Raw genomic sequence first — 22,416 nt, forward strand, 5'->3', positions numbered from 1 at the left:
AGCGCCGATGCCGATCGCGAGGCGCATGAAAAACCCCGGCTGGGGAGGACACGACATGGTGACGGCCGAGGCGCGCAGCGCCGCCGGGCGCGAGGTGAACTCGCGCATCGAGAACTACCGCAATCTGAGCTGTGCCGAGCGGTTGGCTGAGGCTGTCGCGGCGGCCGGGCTCGCCGATGCCGACCGCGCCTTGCTGGCCCAGCCCGGTGCATTGCCGCTAACACTCGCCAACGGCATGATCGAGAATGTCGTCGGCACCTTCGAACTGCCGCTCGGCATCGCCACCAATTTCACCGTCAACGGCAAGGATTACCTGATCCCGATGGCGGTGGAGGAGCCCTCCGTCGTCGCCGCCGCCTCCTATATGGCCCGGATCGCCCGCGGTTCCGGCGGCTTCCGCACCTCCAGCGACCGACCGATCATGCGGGCGCAGGTCCAGCTGCTCGGCGTCGGTGATCCCGAGGGCGCGCGCCACAAGCTGCTGGCGGCTCAGGCCGAGATCGTCGCTGCCGCCAATGCCAAGGACAAGGTGCTGGTCTCGCTCGGCGGCGGCTGCCAGGGCATCGAGGTCCATGTCTTCCCGCAGACGCCGCGCGGCCCGATCGTCGTCATGCACCTGCTCGTCGACGTCCGCGACGCGATGGGCGCCAACACCGTCAACACCATGGCCGAGACGGTGGCGCCGATCGTCGAGCGCATCACCGGCGGCACGGTGCGCCTGCGCATCCTCTCCAACCTCGCCGATCTCCGGCTGGCCCGTGCAAGCGTCACCATCCCAGAGGCGGCGCTGGCGACCAAGGAATTCTCCGGCCGGCGCATGATCGACGGCATGCTCGACGCCTATACCTTCGCCGCGATCGATCCCTACCGCGCCACCACCCACAACAAGGGCATCATGAACGGCATCGACCCCGTCGTGGTCGCGACCGGCAATGACTGGCGCGCCATCGAGGCCGGCGCCCATGCCTATGCCGCCCGCAGCGGCCGCTACACCTCGCTGACGACCTGGGAAGAGGATCGCGACGGCAATCTCGTCGGCTCGATCGAGCTGCCGATGGCGCTCGGCCTGGTCGGCGGCGCCACCAAGACCCATCCGCTGGCCCAGTGGTCGCTGCGCCTGCTCGGGGTCCAGACGGCGCAGGAGCTGGCCGAGGTCACCGTCGCGGTCGGGCTCGCCCAGAACATGGCGGCGCTCAGGGCGCTGGCGACCGAAGGCATTCAGCGCGGCCATATGGCGCTGCATGCCCGCAACATCGCCATCGTCGCCGGGGCGGAGGGTGCCGAGATCGAGGCGATCGCCACCGAACTCGCCCGCACGCATGACGTCCGCGTCGACCGGGCACGCGAGCTGCTCGCCGAGCGGCGCAAGGGCTGACCTTTTTCAACTCTCACCACAGAACCGCAGCAAGCGGACGACAACCGGAGGAACGTTATGGACAATCGCATTACCCGCCGCCTGCTCGGTGCGCTCATGGTCACGACCGGCATCGCGCTGTCCCTGCCGGCCTACGCGCAGAACGAGATCAAGATCGGCTACAATGCCGACCAGTCGGCCTCGGGCGCGGCCGAGCTCGGCCTTTCCGGTCTCTATGGCTTCCAGGCGGCGATCGATGACCTCAACGCCCAGGGCGGCGTGCTCGGCCGCAAGGTCGTCGGCGTGGTCCGTGACGATGCCGGCGCGCCGCCGAAGTCGATCCAGAACATGAACGAGCTGATCGACAACGAGAAGGTCGCGGCCGTGGTCGGCCCGACCAACTCCGGCAATGCGCTCGCCTGGCTGCACATCCCGCAGCAGAAGAAGGTGCCGGTGATCTCGCATGTCGCGACCGCGACCGACATCACCGCCCGCTACGCCAAGGAGCCGCAGAACTACATCTTCCGGGTGTCGATGGTCGATCGCGAGCAGCTCGCTCTGCTCGCTGCCTATGCGGTCAAGGCGTCGAAGAACAAGAACATCGCGATCATCGCCGACACCACCGGCTACGGCCAGGCGGCGACCAAGGACCTCCAGGAGATCTTGACCCTGCACGGCATCAAGCCGGTCGGCATCGAGAAGTTCGGGCCGAAGGACACCGATATGACCTCGCAGCTCGCCAAGCTGAAGGCGGCCGGCGCCGACATGATCATCACCGGCTCGCTCGCCGATGCGACCGCGCAGGTGCTGAAGAGCATGGAGAAGATGGACTATTACCCCGGCCTGCTCTCGACCTGGGGCTCGATCAACACGCCGCTGGTCAACATCGCCGGGCCCAAGCTCGCCGAGAAGACGATCTTCGCGGCCTCGACCACGGAAGACGCCAGCGACCGGGCGGCGGCGCTGCACAAGCGCCTTGTCGCCAAGCATCCGAACATGCCGGCCTTCGTCTCGGCCGCGCAGGGCTATGACGCGGTGATGCTGATCGCCGCCGCGATCAATCAGGCCGGCGGCACCGACGGCCCGAAGCTGCAGGCGGCGCTGGAGAACCTCGGCGCGGTTCAGGGCATCATCAAAAAATACGAGAAGCCGTTCAGCAAGGAGCAGCACGAGGCGCTCGGCGTCGCCGACTTCCACCTCGCGCAGTGGAAGGACGGCCGCGTGGTCAAGCTCGACGACGCCGTGGTCAAGGGCCTGACGGCAGCTGATCTCAAGCGCTGATCGGTCCGTAGCTCCCTTATGCTAGTCGTCCCGGACGGAGCGTAGCGAAGATCCGGGACCCATGCCCGAACCGTTCCGGCATGGGTCCCGGGTCTCCCTGCGGTCGCCCGGGACGACCGCGTGATTTCTGATCACAAGGTTCGGCGTCGGCGCAAAGGACGCGCGGAGAGACGATGACGGCATTCCTTCAGGCTCTGGCCAGCGGTCTGGCGCTGGGCGCGATCTACGGTTTGATCGCGCTCGGCTTCAACATCACCTACGCCACGACCAAGACCTTCAATTTCGGCCAGGGCGCCTTCCTCGTGCCGGGCAGCCTGGTCGGCGTTTCCCTGCTGTTGCTGGCAGCCGGCAAGCCGCATTTCGGCAATCTCACCCAGGCCGAGATGACGATGACGGCCTATGTGCTGGCGACCATCGCCAGCGTCGTCGTGGTCGGCGCGATCGGCATCGCGCTCTATTACTGCGCGATCAAGCCATTCGTCGGGGCCGGCGGCCTCAACTGGGTGCTGAGCACGATCGGCTTCGGCATCATCATGCAGAACACCGCGCTCGCGATCTGGGGCCCGGCCTCGATCGCGGTGCCCTCGCCGCTCGGCAGCGAGGTCTGGCGCATCGCCGGCGCCGGCATTCGCCCGCAGGAGGTGCTGATCGCGGTCGTCGCGGTCGCCGTCATGGCCCTGCTCGACATCGTCCTGCGCAAGACGCGCTTCGGCAAGGCGCTGCGGGCCGTCGCCTTCAACCCGCAGGCGGCGGCGATCGTCGGCATCAATGTCGAGACGATCGTGATCCTCGCCTTCGTCATCTCCTCGGCGCTCGCCGGGCTCGCCGGCATCCTGATCGCGCCGATCACCACGGCCTCCGTCTTCATTGGCCTCGGCATCGCGCTGAAAGCCTTCTCGGCCGCGATCGTCGGCGGTCTGACCAGCCCGCGCGGCTGCATGCTCGGGGGCTTCCTGCTCGGGATCGTCGAGGCGCTGGTCGGGCTCTGGCGCGCCGAGATGCGCGAGATCACCATCTTCCTGCTGATCATCATCGTCCTCGTCGTTCGCCCGAGCGGATTGATGGGCGCGCGCAGCGTGGAGAAGATCTGATGCCGGCGCTCGCCCACGCCATCGGGCTGGCGGTGCTGGCAGCAGCGCTGGCGCTCGTGCCCCTGTTCGGCCTCAACGATTTCTACCTGAAGATCCTGTTCACGATCGGGGTGAACTATCTCGCGGCTGCCGGGCTCAACGTGCTCGTCGGCTATGCCGGCCAGAAATCGCTGGGCCATGCCGGGCTCTTCGCCGTCGGCGCCTATACGGCGGCGATCGCCAATATCGAATGGGGCCTCTCGCCCTGGCTTTCGCTTCTGCTGGCCTGCGGCTTCGGCGCGATCTTCGGCCTGGTCATCGCCATGCCGTCGGTCCGCGTCTCGGGCCCGAGTCTGGCCATGGTCACCATCGGCTTCGGCATCGTCGTGGAGAAGATCGTCACGGAGTGGACCGACATCTTCAAGGGCCAGGCCGGCTTCTACGGCATCAGCGCGCCATCCATAGCCGGCGTCAGCTTCACCAACCTGCACTGGGTCTGGTTCGTCGGCGCGCTCTGCATCGCCACCCATCTGATGCTGCGCTCACTGCTTGCCGGCCGCTATGGCCGTGCCTTCCTCGGCGTGCAGATGGCAGAGCCCGCGGCGCAGTCGGTCGGCATCTCCGTGGTGCGGGCCAAGACGCTCGCCTTCGTCATCTCGGCGGTGACCTGCGCCCTCGCCGGCGCTGTCGTCGCGCAGCAGAACCAGTATTTCAACTCCGACTTCATCACCTTCAACCTCTCGATCTTCCTGCTGGTCGTGGTGATCTTCGGCGGCTCGGGCTCGCTCTACGGGCCGCTGTTCGGCGCCGTGATCCTGACGCTGCTCGATGCCTGGCTGGCGCGCTGGCCGGCCTTGCAGCACTTCACCTATGGCGCGCTGCTGCTGTTCTCGCTCTATCTGATGCCGAACGGCATCGCCGGTGCCGTCTCCGGCTTCGCTGCGCGCTGGCTGCCGCGCAAGGCGGCTCCCCCCGCGCTCGTTGGCCACAGCGCTCTGGCGGCGACGTCGGCCGCAACGGCCGGCGGCGAGATCCTCGTCGTCAAGGATCTCTACAAGGCCTATGGCGGCATCGTGCCGGTGCGCAACGTCTCGTTCGCGATCAGCGCCGGCAAGGTCCATGCGCTGATCGGCCCTAACGGCGCCGGCAAGACGACGCTGCTCAACCTGCTCTCCGGCCATGTCGCGCCGGGCAGCGGCTCTATACGCTTCGAGGGCCAGGAGATCGCCGGCTGGCCGGCGCATCGCGTCGCCTCCCTCGGCATCGCCCGCACCTTCCAGAACCTCAAGCTGTTCGGCGAGCTTTCGGCGCTCGACAACGTCCTGCTCGGCGCGCATCGCCATATCGAGACCGGCTTTGCCGCCTCGCTGCTCGGGCTGCCGTCGAGCCGCCAGGCGGAAGCCTCCGCCTGCGCCGACGCGTTGGCGCTGCTCACCGATCTCGGCCTTGGCGAGCGCGCTCACGAGCCGGCGAAAAGCCTGCCTTATGGCCTGCAGCGGCGGCTCGAGATCGCCCGTGCGCTCGCTTCAAAGCCCAAGCTCCTGCTGCTCGACGAGCCCGCCGCAGGCCTCAACCCGCAGGAGACGCATGAGCTCGGCGAGGTCATCCGCCGCATCCAGCAGGCAGGTGTCACCGTGCTGCTGATCGAGCATCACATGGACCTGGTCATGGGCATCTCGCAGCATGTGCTGGTGCTCGACTATGGCGCGCTGATCGCCGAGGGGCGGCCGGAGGCGATCCGGCAGAACCCGAAAGTCATCGCCGCCTATCTCGGTGCCGACGATGATGCCGCCCTGACCGGAGACGCCGCATGACCATGCTCGCGATCGAAGGGCTCAAGGTCCGCTATGGCGCGGTCGAGGCGCTGAAGGGCATCTCGCTGGAGGTCGGGCAAGGCGAGGTCGTGACGCTGATCGGCGGCAACGGCGCCGGCAAGTCGACACTGATGCGGGCGATCGGGGGGCTGGTGAAGGTCGCTGGCGGCGCGATCCGCTTCGAGGGACGCGACATCACCGGCATCCGCGGGCATGACTGCGTCAGGCTCGGCATCGGCCATTCGCCGGAAGGGCGCCTGGTCTTCGGCGACCAGAGCGTGCGCGACAATCTCGTGCTTGGTGCCTATGCGCGTCGCGACGAGGATGGCATCGCCAGCGATATTGCGCGCTATTTCGCCGTCTTCCCGCGCCTCGCCGAGCGGCAGGACCAGCTCGCAGGCACGCTCTCGGGCGGCGAGCAGCAGATGCTGGCGATCGCCCGCGCTTTGATGGCGCGGCCAAAACTCCTCCTGCTCGACGAGCCCTCGCTCGGCCTGGCGCCATTGATCGTGCGTGAGGTCTTCGCCGTGATCCGTCGGCTGCGCGAGGAGGGCATGACGATCCTGCTGGTCGAGCAGATGGCCAATCAGGCGCTCGCCATCGCCGACCGCGCCTATGTCATCGAGACCGGCACGATCACGCTGGAAGGCACCGGCGCCGAGCTGTTGCGCGACGAGCGCGTCCGTTCGGCCTATCTCGGCGCCTGAGATGGCGGGCGAGAGCGTCACCATCGTCGAGGTCGGCCCGCGTGATGGCTTGCAGAATGAGAAGGCCGAGATCGCAACGGCGGACAAGCTCGCGCTGATCGGCCAGCTCGCCGATGCCGGCCTCTCTCGCATCGAGGCGACCGCCTTCGTCTCGCCGCGCTGGGTGCCGCAAATGGCCGACCACGAGGCGGTGATGCGCGGCGTGCCCCGCCGGTCTGGTGTGACATATTCAGCCCTGGTCCCGAATGAGAAAGGCGCGGAGGCCGCGCTCGCTGCCGGTGCGCAGGCGCTTGCCGTGTTCACCGCCGCCTCCGAGAGCTTCTGCCGGAAAAACACGAACTGTTCGATCGCCGAGAGCATCGAACGCTTCAGGCCGGTGATGGCGCTCGCCCAGCGTGCCGGCGTGCCGGTGCGCGGCTACGTCTCCTGCGCGCTCGACTGCCCCTATGAGGGGGAGATCGCGCCCGAGGCCGTCGCGGCAGTCACGGCCGAGCTGCTGGCGCTCGGCTGCAACGAGATCGCCTTGTCCGACACGCTGGGTCACGGCACGCCGGAGCGGACGACAGCAATGGTCGAAGCCGCCCTGCGACAAGCGCCGGCGACGATGCTGGCTGGGCATTTCCACGACACCTCCGGCCGGGCCATCGCCAATGTCGCGGCGGCCTGGGAGCTGGGCTTGCGCGTCTTTGACGGCTCGATCGGCGGCCTCGGCGGCTGCCCTTATGCGCCCGGCGCGGCCGGAAATCTCGCGACCGAACGGCTGGTCGCGCATTTCGAGGCCAGGAGCATCGCGACCGGGATCGATCGCGCCTGCCTCGAGGCAACGGCTGAATGGATCGCCGGCCGCCGGGCGGCCTCGGCCGAATAGCGGGGCGGCCGGACGCCGCCCCGCCACGAGGCCTGTCAGGCGACGAGGAAGCCGGCGTCGACCGGATCGTCGCGGTTGATCGTCCAGCGCGCGGTGCCGAGCAGGCCGGCGGTGCCCTTCACGGTCGGGCGCACGGCGCGGGTTCCGTTCAGGCTGGTCTCGCCGATCAGGCAGCCCTCGAAGGTGCCGGAGCCGAGCAAGCCTTCCGAGCGAATCGGCTGGTTCAGCTTCATCAGGCCGCGCGCCTCGTACATCGCCATCATTGCGCTGGTGCCGGTGCCGCCGGGGGAGCGGTCGAGCTGGCCGGCCGAGAAGACGTGGACGTTCTTGTAGAAGGCGCCCTCGATCGTCGGCTCGTGCCAGAAGGTGACGAAGTTGAAGTTGTTGATATGGGCCGAGGCCGGGTGCTGGATCGCGACCTTCTGGCGGAGCTGCTCGCGGGCGATAATGCCGAGACGCGAGAGCTCCGAGCCGTTCTCCGGCGAAATCCGGAGCGAGGTGCCGCGCAGGTCGATGATCCCGAAGTAATTGCCGCCCCAGACGATGTCGGCCTTGAGCGAGCCGACACCCGGCAGGTCGAACGGCACGTCCTGCGCCGCGACATAGGCCGGCACGTTCTCGAAGCGGGTCCAGAGCACGTCCGGGCCGTCATTGGCGACCTCGGCGGTGACCAGTCCGGCGGTGGTCTCGAAGCGGATGGTGGTGCGGCCGTTCTCGCCGCGCCGGACGAGGCCGAGCGCGACCATCGCCATGCCGACCGCGATCGTGCCGTGGCCGCACATATGGGAATACTGCGTGCCGTCGATATAGATCAGGCCGGCATCGAACTCCGGGCTCGACGGCGGCGTGAGGAAGACGCCGAACATGTCCTTGTGCCCGCGCGGCTCGCGCATCAAGGCGCAGCGCAGCCAATCATAGTTCTCCTCGAGGAAGCGGCGCTTCTCCAGGATGCTCGATCCGGCCGGGTAGGGAATCCCGCTATGGATGATGCAGAGGGGCTCACCCTCGGTATGCGTGTAGACGACGTCGAAGACATTCTGCTGGCGCATGTGCGGCTCCTTGGGAAAGCAGTGGGTCGAAGGGGTTAGCGGCGTCGCTCCGAGAGCACGTCGAGGCCGATGGTGAGGTCGAGCAGCACGATGACGACGGCGGCGACGATGATCGTCAGGCCGGAGACCGCGGCGATGGTCGGGTCGATCGTGTACTGGACGTAGTTGAACAGCTTGACCGGGATCGTGGTCAGCTCGGCGGTCGTGTTGAAGATGCTGAGCTCGACATTGATCCAGGAGGCGATGAAGGCGAAGATCGCGCCGCTGACGAGCCCGCTGCGGATCTGCGGCAGGGTCACCAGGAAGAAGGTGGTCAGCGGCCGGGCACCGAGATCGGCCGAGGCGTCCTCCAGGCTGCGCTGCTCGTCGCTGAGCTGCGGCAGCACTGCCCGTAGCACGAAGGGCATGATGATCACGACATGCCCGACCAGCAGTGCCGGGAAGCTGCGCACCAGCCCGATCGTGCTGCCGTACTGCAGCAGCGCCGCGCCGAGCACGACATGCGGCAGGATCAGCGGCGACATCAGCGTCTCGGAGAGCAGACGGCGGCCGGTGAAGCGATAGCGGGCGATGGCGATCGCCGCCGGCACCGCGAGCAGCACGGCGACGATGGTCGCGGCGACGGCGAGCAGCGTGCTGATCAGGAAGGCGGAGACATAGGAGGGATCGCCGAGCATCTTGCCGTACCAGGCGAGCGTCAGACCCTGCGGCGGGAAGGCGAGGAAGCTGGTCGTGGTCAGCGACGCCCCGACCAGGACGACGAGCGGCAGCGCGAGATAGACGAGCGCGGTGAAGGAGACGATCCGGACGAGAGCTGAAACCATCTCACGCCCTCCTCGGTTCACTGAGGCGCCCGGCGATGGCGACGAGCGCCAGCGTCAGCACCAGCATGGTGATGCTGAGCGCACCGCCATAGTTGAAGTCGAAGACCGAGCTGTATTGCTGGAAGATCAGCATCGAGAAGACGGTGATCCGCCCGCCGCTGAGCAGCGCCGGCGTGACATACGCACTCACGGCCAGCATGAAGACCATGACGGCGCCGGCCATCAGCCCGGGCAGGCTGAGCGGGAAGATGATGGTCCGGAAGGTGCCGGCCGGCGTCGCACCGAGATCGGCGGAGGCGTGTTCGAGCGCCGGATCGACCTTGGCGAGCGCATTGCCCACCGCCAGCACGATGAAGGGCAATAGGATGTAGGTAAGGCCGATCAGGATGCCGAGCTCGGTTCCGAGGAAGCGCATCGGCCGCTCGATCAGGCCGAGCCCGATCAGCCCGTCATTGACCAGGCCATTGCGGCCGAGCAGCACCATCCAGCCGAAGGAGCGGACGATGTTGCTGGTGAACAGCGGCACGACCAAGAGGATCACGCAGAAGCGGCGCCAGGGCCGCCATTTGACGATGCGGACGAGATACCAGGCGAGCGGGTAGCCGATCAGCACGCAGACCAGCGTGGTCAGCGCGCCGATGCGGAAGGTCACCCAGAGCACGTCCCAGTGATAGCTGTCAGCGAGGATGCGGACATAGTGCGCGAAGGTCGGCTGGCCGGCCGGCGTCGTCAGGCTCGCGATCAGCACGACCGCCATCGGCGCCAGGAAGAAGGCGACGAAGAAGGCCGCCGGCAGGGCGCAGAGCAGCAGGACCGGGCGCGGCACTCCGCTCATCACGCATCCCCCGGCACGAGGCTGATGTCGACGAGGCGGATATTGGCGAAGACGGCCTGGCCGGCGCTCATCCCGGCGAGGGCGGACGGGGCAAGCCGGGCGGTCAGCGTAGTATCTCCAACGGTCAGCCCGACCGAGGCATGGCTGCCGACATGGACGATCTCGGAGACGACGGCCGGCAAGGCGAGGCGCTCGGCGACGGGCTCCGTGGTGACGAGGATATCCTCGGGCCGCAGCACGCCAGTGAGTTCGCCTTGCGGTGCATCGGCAGCCGGCAAAGTGATCGCGCCGCCAAGCAGCGAGACGCTGTCATCACCGCGCCTGTCGACCGCGAGCAGGTTGGCATCGCCGATGAAATCGGCAGCGAAGCGGGTCGCCGGGCGGGCGTAGATGTCCTGGCCACGGCCGATCTGCTCTATGCGGCCACGATTCATCAGCACGATCCGGTCGGCCATGCTCATCGCCTCGTCCTGATCGTGCGTCACGAACAGGAAGGCGATGCCGAGCCGGTGCTGGATCTGCTTGAGCTCACTCTGGACCTTCTTGCGCAGCTTCAGGTCGAGCGCGCTCAGGGGCTCGTCGAGCAGCAGCAATTGCGGCCGGTTGACGATGGCGCGGGCCAGCGCGACGCGCTGCTGCTGACCGCCGGAAAGCTGAGCCGGCAGGCGTTCGCCGAAGCCGGAAAGGCCGACAAGCTCCAGCGCCTCGGCAGCGCGCCTGGCCGCCTTATCCCTGGCGACGCCCTGCCGGCGCGGCCCATAGGCGACGTTCTCGGCGACGCTCATATGCGGGAAGAGCGCGTAGTTCTGGAACACCGTATTGAGTGGGCGCCGATAAGGCGGCAAACGCGTCACATCCTCACCCGCCAGCCTGACCGTGCCGGCCTCCGGCGTCAGGAAGCCGGCGATGCAGCGCAGCAGCGTGGTCTTGCCGCAGCCCGAGGGCCCCAGCAGGGCGATGAACTCGCCCTGCTCGACGGCAAGATCGATCGCCGTCAGCGCCGCCTGTCCGCCGAAATGCTTGGACAGGCCGTCTATGGCGAGGATGGGGCTCATGCTGCGGCTCGCGATGCTCGTTGCAATCAGCTCACTTGCGGGCGATCTGCCGGTTCCACTCGTCGACGACGCGCGAGCGCAGGCCGTTGATCTCAGCCCAGTCGAACAATTGCAGGTTCTTGACCGAGCCGGTCTCGCCCCAGGGCAGCTTGCGCGCGGTCTCGGGCTTGACCGCAACGTTCTTCACGGAGGGGCCGAGATAGAGCTTCTCGGCAAGGCAGCCGGAGGCTTCAGGTGTCAGCGCCTGGTTGATGAATTTGGCGGCCGCATCCTTCTTCGGCGTGCCCTTGACCAGATGCAGGCGGGCATCGGTCGCCCAGGCGCCCTCCTTGGGCACGACGAAGCCGATCGGCAGGCCCTTGTCGGCGAGATCCCAGGCGCCGACGTTGAAATGCGCGCCGATGATCGCCTCGCCGCTCTGGTAGGCGTTCGTAGCGGCGCCCGAGGAATCGAAGAACAGCGCGGCCTTGAGCTCCTTGATCTTCTTGAAGGTCGGAGCGAGGTCGCCGGCCGGATGGCCCCAGATCTTCGACAGGAACATCACGAAGGGCACGCCGGAGGAATTCGCCGGCGAGGGAATGGTGACGGCGTCCTCGAACTCCGGCTTCCAGAGATCGTTCCAGGAGGTCGGCGCGGTCTTCACCTTCTGGGTGTTGTAGGTGAGCCCAAGCGAGTAGTAGCCGCTGCCGACCGCATAAGTGGTCGCGCCGCTCTTGTAGATGGCTTCCGGCAGGGTGTTGGCGAGATTGGGGATCGCCGCCGGGTCGAGAGTGTCGGTCACCTCCGCGGCGAGGGCGAGCTCGCTGATGCCGCCATCCATCCAGGCGACGTCGATGGTTGGCGCCGCCTTCTGCTGCTGCAGCTTCGCCAATGTGACGGTCGAGGTGCCGATCTCGGCATTGACGGCGATACCGGTCGCCTTGGTGAAGGGCTCGGCGACGCAAGCCTTGAAGGCGTCGCCCCAATTGCCGCCATACCAGGCGACGGTGATCGACGAGGGCTGCTGCGCCAGCGCCGGGGCGGTGAGCAGGGTGGTGGCGAGCATGGCCGTGGCCAGCCGGACGGTTGGGGTCATCGTCGTTCTCCTCTGCCGAGCGTCTTTGCGCTTCTGTAGCGACATTGGCGCGCGGGCCACAAAAGGCACTAGAATGCGCCGGCCCAAAATTTGAATAATCACGACATGAGCACCGCCCAGTTCCATCACCCCGCCAGCGACCGGCCGCAGACCGCCGCAGCGCCGGTCTCGCGGCTGCGGATCGGCTTCCTGCTGCTCGACCAGTTCACGCTCGCCGCGTTCTCCGGGCTGATCGACGTGCTCCGGCTGGCTGCGGATCATGGCGGGCGCAGCCGCCAGCTGCATGCCAGCTGGACGGTGATGAGCCTCGACGGCGAGCCGCGGCGTTCGAGCTGCGGCGTCTCGGTCACGCCGAATGCCGGCCTGCTCGACCCCGCCGGCTTCGACTATCTCGCCGTCTGCGGCGGCAACGACTATCTCAACGACGCTCTCCCCGAGAGCCTGCTCGGCTATCTGCGCCGGGCGGCGACGTCGGGTGTACGTTTGCTCGGCATCTGCACCGGCACCTTCGCGATCGCCCGGGCCGGCCTCGCCGGCCCGCGCCGGGTCTGCGTGCACTGGAACGTGCTCGACGCCTTCAAGGAGCGCTTTCCCAAGGTCTCGGCCGGGGTCGAGCGGCTCTTCATCGACGAGGGCGACCTGATCACCTGCGCCGGCTCGACCGCCGCGATCGATCTCGGCCTTTATCTCGTCGCGCGCCATTGCGGCCGCGACAAGCCCCAGCAGGCGATGCGGCACATGATGCTGCAGGACATGCGCCCGGCCGAGATGCCGCAGGCGCATTTCTACGCCGAGCTGGCGCCCAATCTCGATGTTCGGGTGCAGCAGGCGGCGCAGTTCATCGAGCAGCGGCTCGACAATCCCCCGCCGATCGCCGCGGTCGCGCGCTATGTCGGCGTCAGCCCGCGCCAGCTCGAGCGCCTGTTCGGCGCCTCGCTCGGCCAGAGCCCGGCGGCCTTCCAGCGCAAGCTGCGGCTCGACTATGCTAAATGGCTGATCCTGAACAGCAAGCGGTCGCTCACCGACATCGCCATGGGCGCAGGCTTTGCCGACAGCGCCCATCTCTCGCGGGATTTCAAGGCCGCCTTCCGCGAAACCCCGCGCTCCCTGCGGCAGAAAGCCCAGTCCGGCTGAGCCGCCCTACCTGTCAGAGGCAGGCGGCGATCGCTGCGAGCTGCGCCTCCAGCCCGGTCCCACGCGCCGGGAAGCGGCCCTCGAGCGCCGACGTGCCGATGGTGAACCCGGCGGCGCCGGCCTGCCGAACCGCCTCGATCTGCTCCGGCCGGTCGATCGAGCCCGCGACGATCACCGGCTTGTCCGTGGCCGCGCAGACGGCGGTCATCAGCGCGGGGACATCGACGCCGGAGCGATAGGCGAGCAAATCGAGCCCGTCGACGCCCTCGCGGCCCGCAAGGCTGCGGGCGCTGGCGACGATCTCCTCAATCGAGCCGTTCAGCACGCTGGGATGGCCCGCAATCTCGCCCGGGAAGGGATAGTAGCGGATGCCGGTGCCGCGCAGCAGCGGCAGTACATCGTCGACATGCGTACCGCCCAGCAGATGGTCGACGCCAAGATCGATGGCTGCGCGCACCGACATGATCTCGCTGGCGCGATCGAGCGAGACGACTTCGAGATAGCTTACCGCACCGCCGGCCTTGATCATGTGGCCGAGTTCCCTGAGCGCGGGAAGCGGCAATCCGACATCCTTGAAGCCGATATGGCGGATGCCGGCGGCGAGCGCGGTCGCGACATGTCCGGCAGCCTCCGGCACCGTCCGGTCATGGCGCGTCAGCATGAAGATGAAAGCGAGGTCAGCCATGGCGATGATCCTGGTCGCGCGCGGCCGCGAGGCGGCACGCATAGTCGAAAGCGGTTTCGAGGCTGGCGGGATCCGCGATGCCCTGCCCGGCGATGTCGAAGGCCGTACCGTGGTCGGGGCTGGTGCGGATGAAGGGCAGGCCAAGCGTGATGTTCACCCCCTTGTCGAGGCCGAGATATTTGACCGGGATCAGGCCCTGATCATGATACTGCGCCACGACGATATCGAAACGGCCGGCGCGTGCCTGCATGAAGACGGTGTCGCCCGGCCAGGGACCGCTCGCATCGATCCCTTCGCGCCGCGCCGCCGCGACCGCCGGGGCGATGATCTCGATTTCCTCGCGGCCGAACAGACCGCCCTCCCCGGCATGGGGATTGAGCCCGGCGACAGCGATGCGTGGCGCTGCCAAGCCGAGCGCCTTCCCACCCGCATGGGCCAGGCGAATGGCCGACATCTGCGCGGCAAAATCGGCGCGTTCGATCGCCTCGCGCAGCGAACAGTGGATCGTGACGAGAACTGTCCGGATCTCGTCATTGGCCAGCATCATCGCCACACGGCCCGCCTTGCCGCGATCGGCCAGGATTTCGGTATGGCCGGGGTAGCCGAAGCCTGCGGCCGCCAATGACTCCTTGTGGATCGGCGCCGTGACGATCCCGGCGATTTGCCCGGCTGCAGCCAGCTCGATGGCCAGCGCGATCGCATCGAACGCGGCCTTGCCGCTTTTCGCATTGACGGTGCCGAGCGGAGGAGGCGCGTCGAGGCGGGAGGATGCGAGGACATCGATCGTGCCCGGCTCGCAGGCAGCCTCACTCACCGCCGCGACCGTCCGGAGCTGGAGCGTGCCGCGCAGGAGGGTCAGGGCATGGCGCATGACCAGCGGATCCCCGATCACGATCGCAGGCCGCGCCCGGTTTTCTCCCTGCAATGTGCCTTCGGCCACTCGCCTCACGAACAGCTTCGCGACGATCTCCGGCCCGATGCCGGACGGATCTCCCATGGTGATCGCGATAGGCAGGGCTGTCGATCTCATCGGGCGCTCTCCAGCAGAACAAGCCGGCTGCCACGCCCGAGAAACGGCGTTGGCGCCTTCCGTGGCGATGCCGGTCTGCGCAGAATCCCGCATCGTCATGCCCGTGAGGATGCCAGAATTGTCCGCACTGAAAATCCATATGATCTGACAGATACTGGTGATAATTGATCACCAATGAAGCGCACCGAGATTCCCTCGCTCGACGATCTTCGCGCCCTGGAGGCGGTAGCTCGGCTCGGGTCCGTGCGAGCCGCCGCGACCGAGCTCGCCTTGACGCATGGTGCTGTCAGCCGACGGGTTTCGAAGCTCGGCATGGATATCGGCGCGGCCTTGCTCGAAGCGGATGGGCGCGGCGTACGGCCGACGGCCAGCGGCGAGACGCTGGCGTCGGCGACCGGTCAGGCCCTCGGCCTGATCTCGGGCGCGCTCGCGGCGATCAGAACAAATGCCGCGCCGGCCCCGATCGTCCTGTCCTGCGAGCGATCCCTGGCGATGCGCTGGCTGATCCCGCGCCTGTCCGAGTTCCAGGATGCCTATCCGGCGATCGAGGTGCATCTGTCGACGGGCGGAGGTGCACTGGATTTCGCACGCGAGCGGGTGACGGTCGCGATCAGGCGGCTGGATTTCGCGCTCGATCCGGGCTGGGCGGTCACGGCGCTGATGCCAGAGCGCGTGGGCCCGGTGATGCCGCCATCGCTGCGCGGGACCTTCGACAGCGGCGATTATGTCGCGCTGGGATCACGAACCCGGCCGCAGGCCTGGCAGGCCTGGCTTGAGGGACAGCCGACCGCGCCTCGCCCCCGTTCGATCCGGCTGCTGGACCATCATTTCCTGATGCTCGAGGCCGCACTCGGCGGCCTCGGCGTCGCTCTCTCGCCGCAAGCGATCGCGGCAAGCGAGGTCAAAGCGGGACGACTTGAAGCACCGGCCGGCTTCACTGCGGACGGAACCACCTATGGTCTCATCCAGCCCCGGACTTCGGCGATCAGCGAAGACCTGTCGGCGCTGCGGACCTGGCTCATGACCCAGGCCGCAGCGCTCTGAGGACAACGGGCCCCCGCTCGCTCAGGGCATGACCGGCGCGCGATAGGTGAAGGTGTGCATCAGTGCGACCGCGAGCAGCATCACCACCGGGAAGTGGATGAAGAACTGCATAGAGGTGTAGCCGATCAGGTCCTTCGACTTCAGCTTGAGCACGCCGAGCAGCGGCAGCATCCAGAACGGATTGATGAAGTTCGGCAGGGTCTCGGCGATGTTGTAGACCATCACCGTCCAGCCGAGATGCGCGCCGATCTCGTTGGCCGCCTTCATGATGTAGGGCGCCTCGATGATCCATTTGCCGCCGGCAGAGGGGATGAAGAAGCCGAGGATCGCCGAATAGATGCCGACGATGAAGGAGAACACGCTGGCATCGCTGGCGAGGCCGACGAACCAGTGAGCGATCGTGTCGGACAGCGAGGCGCCCTCGGCCTTCACCCGCGTCAGCATATAGGCGATGCCGCCATAGAACGGGAATTGCAGCAGCACGCCGGAGACACTCGGCATCGCCTGCGAGAAGCTGACCAGAAAGCTGCGCGGCCGCCAGTGCAGTAGCGCGCCGACCAGCAGGAAGACGAAGTTGTAGGTGTTGAGGCCAGACATCGTGATCAGCGGATTGCCGGACTTGAAGGTCTCGTAGAACCAGCCGGCGGCCAGCACGACGATCAGGATCGTCAGGAGCGGGCTGAATTCGAGATAGTCGCCGGGCCGGGTCGGCTTCTGCTCGGCCTTGACGTCGGTGAGGTCGACACCGAGGTCGGCGGCGGTCCGGGCCGCAGCGTCGGAAGGGGTGGTGTAGTAGCAGATCGCGGCCGAGAGCGCCGTGCCAACCACGATCACCAAGAGGTTCTGCCAGGTCAGGATCGTCTCGTAGAAGCTGATCACGCCGGTGATCGGCATCAGCGAGGGCGGGATGCTCGCCGGATTGGCCTGGAGCTGCGCCGCCGAGGAGCTGATGCCGAGGGTGAAGCCGAAGCCGAGCCCGAGATAGCCGGCGGCGCCCGCCGCGCGATAATCGAGGCGGATGTCCCTGCGCCTGGCGATCTCGCGCACCAGCAGGCCGGAGAAGATCAGGCTGACGCCCCAATTGACCAGCGAGAGCAGGATGCTGACCACGCCGACGAAGACGACGGCGCCGCGGCCTGTGCTCGGCATTGCGGCAGCCCGGCGCATCAGCGCCGCGACCGGCGGCGAGAGCGCGACGATGTAGCCGCCGATGGCGACCAGCGCCATCTGCATGGTGAAGGGAATGATGCTCCAGAAGCCCTCGCCGAAGGCGGTGCTGACTGCGACCGGCGATCCGCCATGCGCGATCGCCGCGAGCGCGACCGCCACCGTCGCCAGCAGGACGAAGATATAGGCGTCCGGAAACCAGCGTTCCGAGAACGCCACCATGGTCTGCGACAGGCGCACGAGGACGCCTTCGCGCGGCGCCGCCGCGCGTTCGTTCAGGATCGTATCTGTCATTGTCCCCTCTTATGGCGGTTAGCCGCCGTTGGTTTGCAGTCAGGCGTCGAGAACGAGGTCGCTGAGCGGCACCGCGCAGCAGGTCAGGCAATCGTCGGGCTCGCCGTCATAGGGCGAGAGGTGGCTGGCGGTGCCGGAGACGACACGCAGGCGGCAGCTCTCGCATTGGCCACTGCGGCAGCCGCTCGGCAGCGACAGCCCGGCCGCCTCGGCGGCATCGAGCAGGCTGCCGGCCTGTACTGACCAGTCGAAGGATGCCCCGCTCCGCTGCAGCACGATACGGCGCGGCGCCAGATTGGCGGGAATGTCGATCTGCGAGACGAAGACCTCGCTGAAGACGTCGAAGCCCGGCAGGCCAATGCTCGCCAAAGCGGCCCGGGTGTCGGCGACGAAACCGTCGGGCCCGCAGAGATAGGCCAGTGGCCGGCGCGCCCCAGGAACGAGGCCCAGCCCTGCAATGTCCGGCCGGCCGGCATGGTCAAAATCGCGACCGAGCTGGTCCTGTGGTCGCGGCCGGGTGAAGGCCCGGATCATTCGCAGCTCCGGAATTCGCCCGGCGATCGTCGACAGCCAATCACCGAAAGGCTGCTCGGCGCCATTGCGGCAGATATAAACCAGCTCGACCGAGGGCGGGCGCTGCTCCGGCAGGGTCCGAGCGAGCGCGGCGAGATAGCCGACGAAAGGCGTGATACCGACGCCGGCCGCGACCAGAATCACCGGGCGGGTGCCGGTCAAGGGCGGCGTGAAGATCCCCGCCGGCGGCTGCAGGGTGACGATGCTGCCGGGTTCCAGCTCGTGCAGCCGCGTCGACATCCGGCCGGGCGGCATGCCGTCGGCGCCGGCCGTGATCCGGCGGACCGCGATCTCGTATTCGGTGGCGTTCTCACTCGGCCCCGTCAGCGAATAGCTGCGCGACAACCCCGTTCCGGGCTCGGTCACCTCAACATGCTGGCCGGGCAGAAAACCGGGCAGGGATCCGCCATCGACGGGAGCGAGACCGAAGGCGAGCACATCCTCGGCCTCGTGTCGGCGCGAGACGATGCGGAAGACACGGTCTCCGGTCCACCAGCCGCGCGAGGCGGCCTCGTCGCGGATGATCTCGCAAGCCACCGCCCTGAGCGGCACTGAGCCGCTGATCGGGTCGCGATCGCGGTCGGACAAGATCGCGTTGATGTTGCGCGTTGCCGGTCCCCTAACCTCCCCACCGGGGCGCCCGAGCGGCGCGCAGGCTTCCCACCAGCCGAACTCGGCGATCACGGTCCCGGCCGGCAGCGTCGGCTCCAGCTTGGCGCGCAGTTTCGCCTCGCCGTCGCGCGTGCGCACGATCACCCAGTCGCCGGCGACGATGCCGCGCGCCTGAGCGTCCGCCGGGCTGAGCTCGACCGATGGATCGGGCGCCTTGCGCCTGAGCGAAGCGACATGGCGGTGCGATGAATGGACGAACCAGCCGGATTTTGCGGTCGAAAGCAGCAGCGGCAGCTCGGCCGGGCGCCCGGCTGCGCTCGCCGGCTCGACATGGCAGGGCAGCGCTGGATGGCCGAGCGCCAGCAACTGCTCGGAATAGATCTCGATCCGGCGGCTCGCAGTCGGGAAGCCGGCGACCCCGCCTTCCGTGCGGACCGCAGCGTACTTGCGCTCCGGATTGGGCTGCGGCACGCGGACGCCGCCCGGCTGGACCCGCAGCTGCGCGACACTCAGCCCGAGCGGTTCGAGCTGGTGGTTCCAGCCGGCCTCGATAGAACCGCCGAAGAACTCCTCCGCATGGCCGAGCCGGCAGGCGAGGTCGAAGGCGATGTCGTAGTCGGCCCGGACATCGCCGCGTGGCAGCACCATGGCCTGGCGAAGCTGGATGTGCTCGACCGCGTCCTGCGTGATCTCGAAACCGAGCCGCAGCGCCTCGCGCTCCCAGGGCATGCTCGCCGGCAGGACGATGTCGGCCTGCTCGGCGGTCGGGTTCATGAACATGTCGACATGGACATGGAAGTCGAGCGCCTGCAGCGCGGCGCAATTGCGCGCGGAATCGCCCTGCGACACCACAAAATTGGTGCCGAAGCTCATCAATGCGCGGACGCGATAGGGCTCCCCCTCGAGCACGGACCGGCAGAAATCGCGGGCGGTGATCCAGCCCTTTGCCGGCGGGCCCAATGGCAGCTCGGCGAGGCCGAGGGCCTTGCGGCGCTGCGCTTCCGGCAGCAGGCCATAATCGTTCACGGTGCGGAAAGGCGGCGCGCTCGTCCAGACATTGCCGCCGCTGCGGTCACTCGCGCCGGTGAGCGCATAGAGCGTGCCGATGGCGCGCTCGATCATGGTCGCGTTGGAGTGTTGGCCGACGCCGGTCCACGAATGATAGGCCAGCCGGGGCGCCCCCTCGAACAGACCGTAGAAGCTGGCGAGGTCGTCGATCGAGAGCCCGGTGATCCCGGCGACATGCTCCGGCGTGAAGGCGGCGGCCTCGCGCGCCAGGAGTCGCATCACGGTGGCGCAGACGATCGCTCTACCGTCCGCGCCTTGCAGCGTCGCCTCGCCGTCGAGGACGATGTCCTGCGGCCGCTCGAGCGCCTCGTGGGTGTCATAGGCCGGCGGCCAACCATCCGGCCGCAACAGCACGAAGGCATCGTCCGCGCCGTCCGCCCGGAGATCCTGCGCGCGCAGCAGACGCCCGGTCGACAGATCGACCAGCATCGGCGCATTCGTCCATTGCCGGACGAATGCGTCGTCATAGCTGCGATTCATCAGGAGATGGCGGATCGCGCCCATGGCCAGCGCCCCGTCCGCACCTGGGCGGATGCCGAGCCAGAGATCGGCACCCTCGCCGGCGCCGCCGCGCTTGGGATCGACCACCGCGACGGTCGCGCCACGCTTGCGCGCGGCGGCGATGCGGGTCGCCTGCGCCAGCCATGTCCGCGTCGGGTTGTGGCCCCAGAGCACGATGGCGTCGGCATTGTCGTAGTCGGCAGCACCGATGCCGCGGCCATAGGTCAGGGCCTGGGCGAAATCCTTGTGCCAGCCGCAGATCTCGACGGCGTAGATCAGATTGGGACTGCCGAAGCAGCGAATGAAGCGCTCGACCCATTCGAAGCTGTCGACCATCGGCGTGCCGCTCGGCGTCGTCACCGCGAAGGCGACCGTCTCGGCGCCGGTCTCGCTTCGGATCGTGCCGAGCCGCTCGGCGATCGTGTCGAGCGCCTCAGGCCAGTCGATCTCGACCCAGTCCGGCGCTTCGGCGCCACGCGGCGTGGTGCGCTTCAACGGCCTGGTCAGCCGCAGCGGGCTGTCGACCAGCTCGGGTGCTGCCCGCCCCTTGGCGCAGAGCGCCGCCCCGGTCGGATGGGCCGGATTGGGCAAAACCGCGACGAGACGCCCGTCCAGCACATGGTTCAGCGAACCACAGCGGGAGCGGCACAGGGTGCAATAGCCCTCTTTGATTTCGGCATTCTGCATATCGGACATGAGGTAGTGTATTACGCGTGACGCGCTACTTCAAGTCCGAGATGCGACTGGCCATAGCCGGGGCGATCATGGCAGAGAGCATCAACTATGCGGCGCAAGGCGGGGAACGGATGCAGCTGATCTCGGGAGACGCCAATCTGCGCGAACAGGTCGTCGATCAACTGCGGATCGCGATCGTCGCCGGCGAGATGCAGCCGGGAACGGTCTGCTCGGTCCCGTCGCTGGCGCGCACGCTCGGCATCTCGACGACGCCGATCCGGGAGGCCCTGCTCCAGCTCACCTCGGACGGGCTGCTCCAGCCGATGCGCAATCGCGGCTTCCGGGTCGTCGATCCCTCGCTCGACGAGTTGCGCGGCATCTTCGAGGTGCGCAGGCAGCTCGAAGCCTCTGCCTTCCGCAAGCTGGTCAGGATGGGGACTGAAGATTTCTCTGAACTCCAGGCGCAGGCCGACGCCATCGCCGAATCCGTCGAGACCGGCGACGTGCCGCGCTATCTGGCCGCCGACCGAGCCTTCCATGCGGAATTGCTCGCACTCGCCGGCAACGATGTCCTGGCCGACATCGTCCTGCGCCTGCGCGACCGGATGCGGCTCTACGGCATCCGGTCAGCCCATGGCCTGGAGCGGCAGAAAGCGTCCGTGCCGGAGCATTACCGCATCATCGAGGTGATCCGGGAGGGGCTGGAGGACGAAGCCGAGGCTCTGATGACCAGCCACGTCATGGCCTGGGAGCCGATCTTCACTGAAGCGATCGCGCAGAGAAACGCTCAGTCCGAATAGAGCCGGTCGTCGCCCTATCGGCGCCGCGTCTGCGTCAGGCGAACCGGAGTCAGTCGACGCATCGCCGTGTAACGGTCGCAGGCTGCCCGGAGCGCTCCGACACTTTGCACTCTTCAGAACCCGCAGAAGGCCACGAAGGTCTCAGCAAACCGTCGCCCACTTACTGCAACCGGGAGGATGACGACGTGGCGGAGGGCTCGATTCGGCGGACGACATCACTGCAGCAATCTGTGGCGCCTATCCCTCATCAAGGCTTCACCCGAGGAGATCATCTGCGAGGGCGCCGGCATCGGTCTGCAGGCCCTCGCGGCGACATGCCAAGATTGCAATAGGATGCGCCGCCGTGAACGGGCATAAGCAGCCCAACTTCAACCTAAAATTGCTTCAGTTCTATACTACGACTGATCTGAGCCCTTAGAACTGGACCGCTTTGAGCTAGAGTTTTCCGCGTCGTTTCCCTTGGGCTGGGAGGAGCGGAAGACGATGACGGATTCCAAGTTCTCGGACGCCCAGAAGGCGTTCATCCTGAAGCAGGGCGCGGACGGGATTCCGGTGGCGGAGATCTGCCGGCGGGCTGGAATCAGCCAGGCGACCTAATTGGAAGAAGAAGTACGAGGGGTTGCTGCCGGCCGAGATGCGGCGGCTGAAGCAGCTCAAGGACGAGAACGCGAAGGTGCGCAAGCTCGTTGCCGACCTCGCGCTGGACCGTGAGATGCAGCAGGACGTCATCCGCCGAAAGCTCTAAGGCCTGGTCGCAAGCGCGCGCTTGTCGGTGCGATGTGTGGCGAGTGGCAAGTGTCGATCCGGCGGGCCTGTGCGGTCCTGGAGTTCGACACATCGAGCTACCACTACAAATCGTGCCGGCCCGACCAGGCCCTACTGGCAGCCCGGATCAAGGCGA

General features: G+C 67.4%; 18 protein-coding genes and 1 pseudogene (1 of these 19 running past the window's edge). 10 read left to right on the forward strand and 9 right to left on the reverse strand.

Annotation, left to right across the window (positions count from 1 at the left end; genetic code table 11):
* Window positions 1-55 precede the first annotated feature (55 nt).
* The 6 genes from CXY91_RS03030 (at window position 56) to CXY91_RS03055 (ending at window position 7,094) form a co-directional block, all read left to right on the forward strand.
* The gene (locus tag CXY91_RS03030) at window positions 56-1,375 is read left to right on the forward strand and encodes a hydroxymethylglutaryl-CoA reductase, degradative (RefSeq protein WP_100959255.1); all 1,320 of its coding nucleotides are present in this window, start codon (window positions 56-58) and stop codon (window positions 1,373-1,375) included.
* Between the two features lie 57 nt (window positions 1,376-1,432).
* On the forward strand, window positions 1,433-2,635 hold the full coding sequence (locus tag CXY91_RS03035; protein WP_100959256.1) for an ABC transporter substrate-binding protein: 1,203 nt from the start codon (window positions 1,433-1,435) through the stop codon (window positions 2,633-2,635).
* A 173-nt stretch (window positions 2,636-2,808) separates the two neighbouring features.
* Window positions 2,809-3,726, forward strand: coding sequence for a branched-chain amino acid ABC transporter permease (locus CXY91_RS03040; protein WP_100959257.1), 918 nt, complete (start codon window positions 2,809-2,811; stop codon window positions 3,724-3,726).
* Complete coding sequence (locus CXY91_RS03045) at window positions 3,726-5,519, forward strand: branched-chain amino acid ABC transporter ATP-binding protein/permease (protein WP_100959258.1); 1,794 nt, start codon at window positions 3,726-3,728, stop codon at window positions 5,517-5,519. The genes CXY91_RS03040 and CXY91_RS03045 overlap by 1 nt, the downstream gene beginning before the upstream one ends.
* A gap of 2 nt (window positions 5,520-5,521) precedes the next feature.
* Complete coding sequence (locus CXY91_RS03050) at window positions 5,522-6,226, forward strand: ABC transporter ATP-binding protein (RefSeq protein WP_100959357.1); 705 nt, start codon at window positions 5,522-5,524, stop codon at window positions 6,224-6,226.
* Between the two features lies 1 nt (window position 6,227).
* Entirely contained in the window at window positions 6,228-7,094 is an 867-nt protein-coding gene (locus tag CXY91_RS03055) for a hydroxymethylglutaryl-CoA lyase (protein WP_100959259.1), read from the forward strand.
* A gap of 35 nt (window positions 7,095-7,129) precedes the next feature.
* On the opposite strand, the gene CXY91_RS03060 is transcribed toward CXY91_RS03055, so the two are convergent.
* The 5 genes from CXY91_RS03060 to CXY91_RS03080 are packed head-to-tail and all read right to left on the reverse strand — an operon-like array spanning window position 7,130 to window position 11,932.
* Entirely contained in the window at window positions 7,130-8,143 is a 1,014-nt protein-coding gene (locus tag CXY91_RS03060; protein ID WP_100959260.1) for a proline racemase family protein, read from the reverse strand.
* Window positions 8,144-8,178: 35 nt separating this feature from the next.
* Entirely contained in the window at window positions 8,179-8,967 is a 789-nt protein-coding gene (locus CXY91_RS03065; RefSeq protein WP_100959261.1) for an ABC transporter permease, read from the reverse strand.
* Between the two features lies 1 nt (window position 8,968).
* The gene (locus CXY91_RS03070) at window positions 8,969-9,802 is read right to left on the reverse strand and encodes an ABC transporter permease (RefSeq protein WP_100959262.1); all 834 of its coding nucleotides are present in this window, start codon (window positions 9,800-9,802) and stop codon (window positions 8,969-8,971) included.
* Window positions 9,802-10,857: an ABC transporter ATP-binding protein gene (locus tag CXY91_RS03075; protein WP_100959263.1), complete on the reverse strand. Its 1,056-nt coding sequence runs from the start codon at window positions 10,855-10,857 to the stop codon at window positions 9,802-9,804. Before CXY91_RS03075 ends, CXY91_RS03070 begins: the two co-directional genes overlap by 1 nt.
* A 31-nt stretch (window positions 10,858-10,888) precedes the next feature.
* On the reverse strand, window positions 10,889-11,932 hold the full coding sequence (locus CXY91_RS03080) for an ABC transporter substrate-binding protein (RefSeq protein WP_100959264.1): 1,044 nt from the start codon (window positions 11,930-11,932) through the stop codon (window positions 10,889-10,891).
* Between the two features lie 105 nt (window positions 11,933-12,037).
* On the opposite strand from CXY91_RS03080, the gene CXY91_RS03085 reads away from it, so the two are divergent.
* On the forward strand, window positions 12,038-13,066 hold the full coding sequence (locus tag CXY91_RS03085; RefSeq protein ID WP_100959265.1) for a GlxA family transcriptional regulator: 1,029 nt from the start codon (window positions 12,038-12,040) through the stop codon (window positions 13,064-13,066).
* A gap of 13 nt (window positions 13,067-13,079) precedes the next feature.
* Here the strand turns inward: CXY91_RS03085 and CXY91_RS03090 are convergent, their stop codons facing one another.
* Complete coding sequence (locus tag CXY91_RS03090; RefSeq protein WP_100959359.1) at window positions 13,080-13,751, reverse strand: beta/alpha barrel domain-containing protein; 672 nt, start codon at window positions 13,749-13,751, stop codon at window positions 13,080-13,082.
* Complete coding sequence (gene pdxA, locus CXY91_RS03095; protein ID WP_248307330.1) at window positions 13,744-14,781, reverse strand: 4-hydroxythreonine-4-phosphate dehydrogenase PdxA; 1,038 nt, start codon at window positions 14,779-14,781, stop codon at window positions 13,744-13,746. Before pdxA ends, CXY91_RS03090 begins: the two co-directional genes overlap by 8 nt.
* A 174-nt stretch (window positions 14,782-14,955) precedes the next feature.
* On the opposite strand from pdxA, the gene CXY91_RS03100 reads away from it, so the two are divergent.
* Complete coding sequence (locus CXY91_RS03100; protein WP_100959266.1) at window positions 14,956-15,825, forward strand: LysR family transcriptional regulator; 870 nt, start codon at window positions 14,956-14,958, stop codon at window positions 15,823-15,825.
* 21 nt (window positions 15,826-15,846) lie between these two features.
* Here the strand turns inward: CXY91_RS03100 and CXY91_RS03105 are convergent, their stop codons facing one another.
* Window positions 15,847-17,286 carry a short-chain fatty acid transporter gene (locus tag CXY91_RS03105; protein ID WP_100959267.1) on the reverse strand — a complete coding sequence of 480 codons (1,440 nt, stop codon included), beginning with the start codon at window positions 17,284-17,286 and terminating at the stop codon, window positions 15,847-15,849.
* A gap of 39 nt (window positions 17,287-17,325) precedes the next feature.
* Window positions 17,326-20,736, reverse strand: coding sequence for a molybdopterin-dependent oxidoreductase (locus tag CXY91_RS03110; RefSeq protein ID WP_248307331.1), 3,411 nt, complete (start codon window positions 20,734-20,736; stop codon window positions 17,326-17,328).
* A 17-nt stretch (window positions 20,737-20,753) separates the two neighbouring features.
* Here CXY91_RS03110 and CXY91_RS03115 point away from each other — a divergent pair, with 17 nt between their 5' ends.
* Entirely contained in the window at window positions 20,754-21,515 is a 762-nt protein-coding gene (locus tag CXY91_RS03115) for a GntR family transcriptional regulator (protein ID WP_248307332.1), read from the forward strand.
* Window positions 21,516-21,998: 483 nt separating this feature from the next.
* Window positions 21,999-22,416: pseudogene (locus tag CXY91_RS03120) on the forward strand (IS3 family transposase) (it continues 679 nt past the right edge of the window).

The organism is Allobosea sp. FBZP-16 (assembly GCF_002831785.1).
In the GTDB taxonomy this organism is placed as follows: domain Bacteria; phylum Pseudomonadota; class Alphaproteobacteria; order Rhizobiales; family Beijerinckiaceae; genus Allobosea; species Allobosea lupini.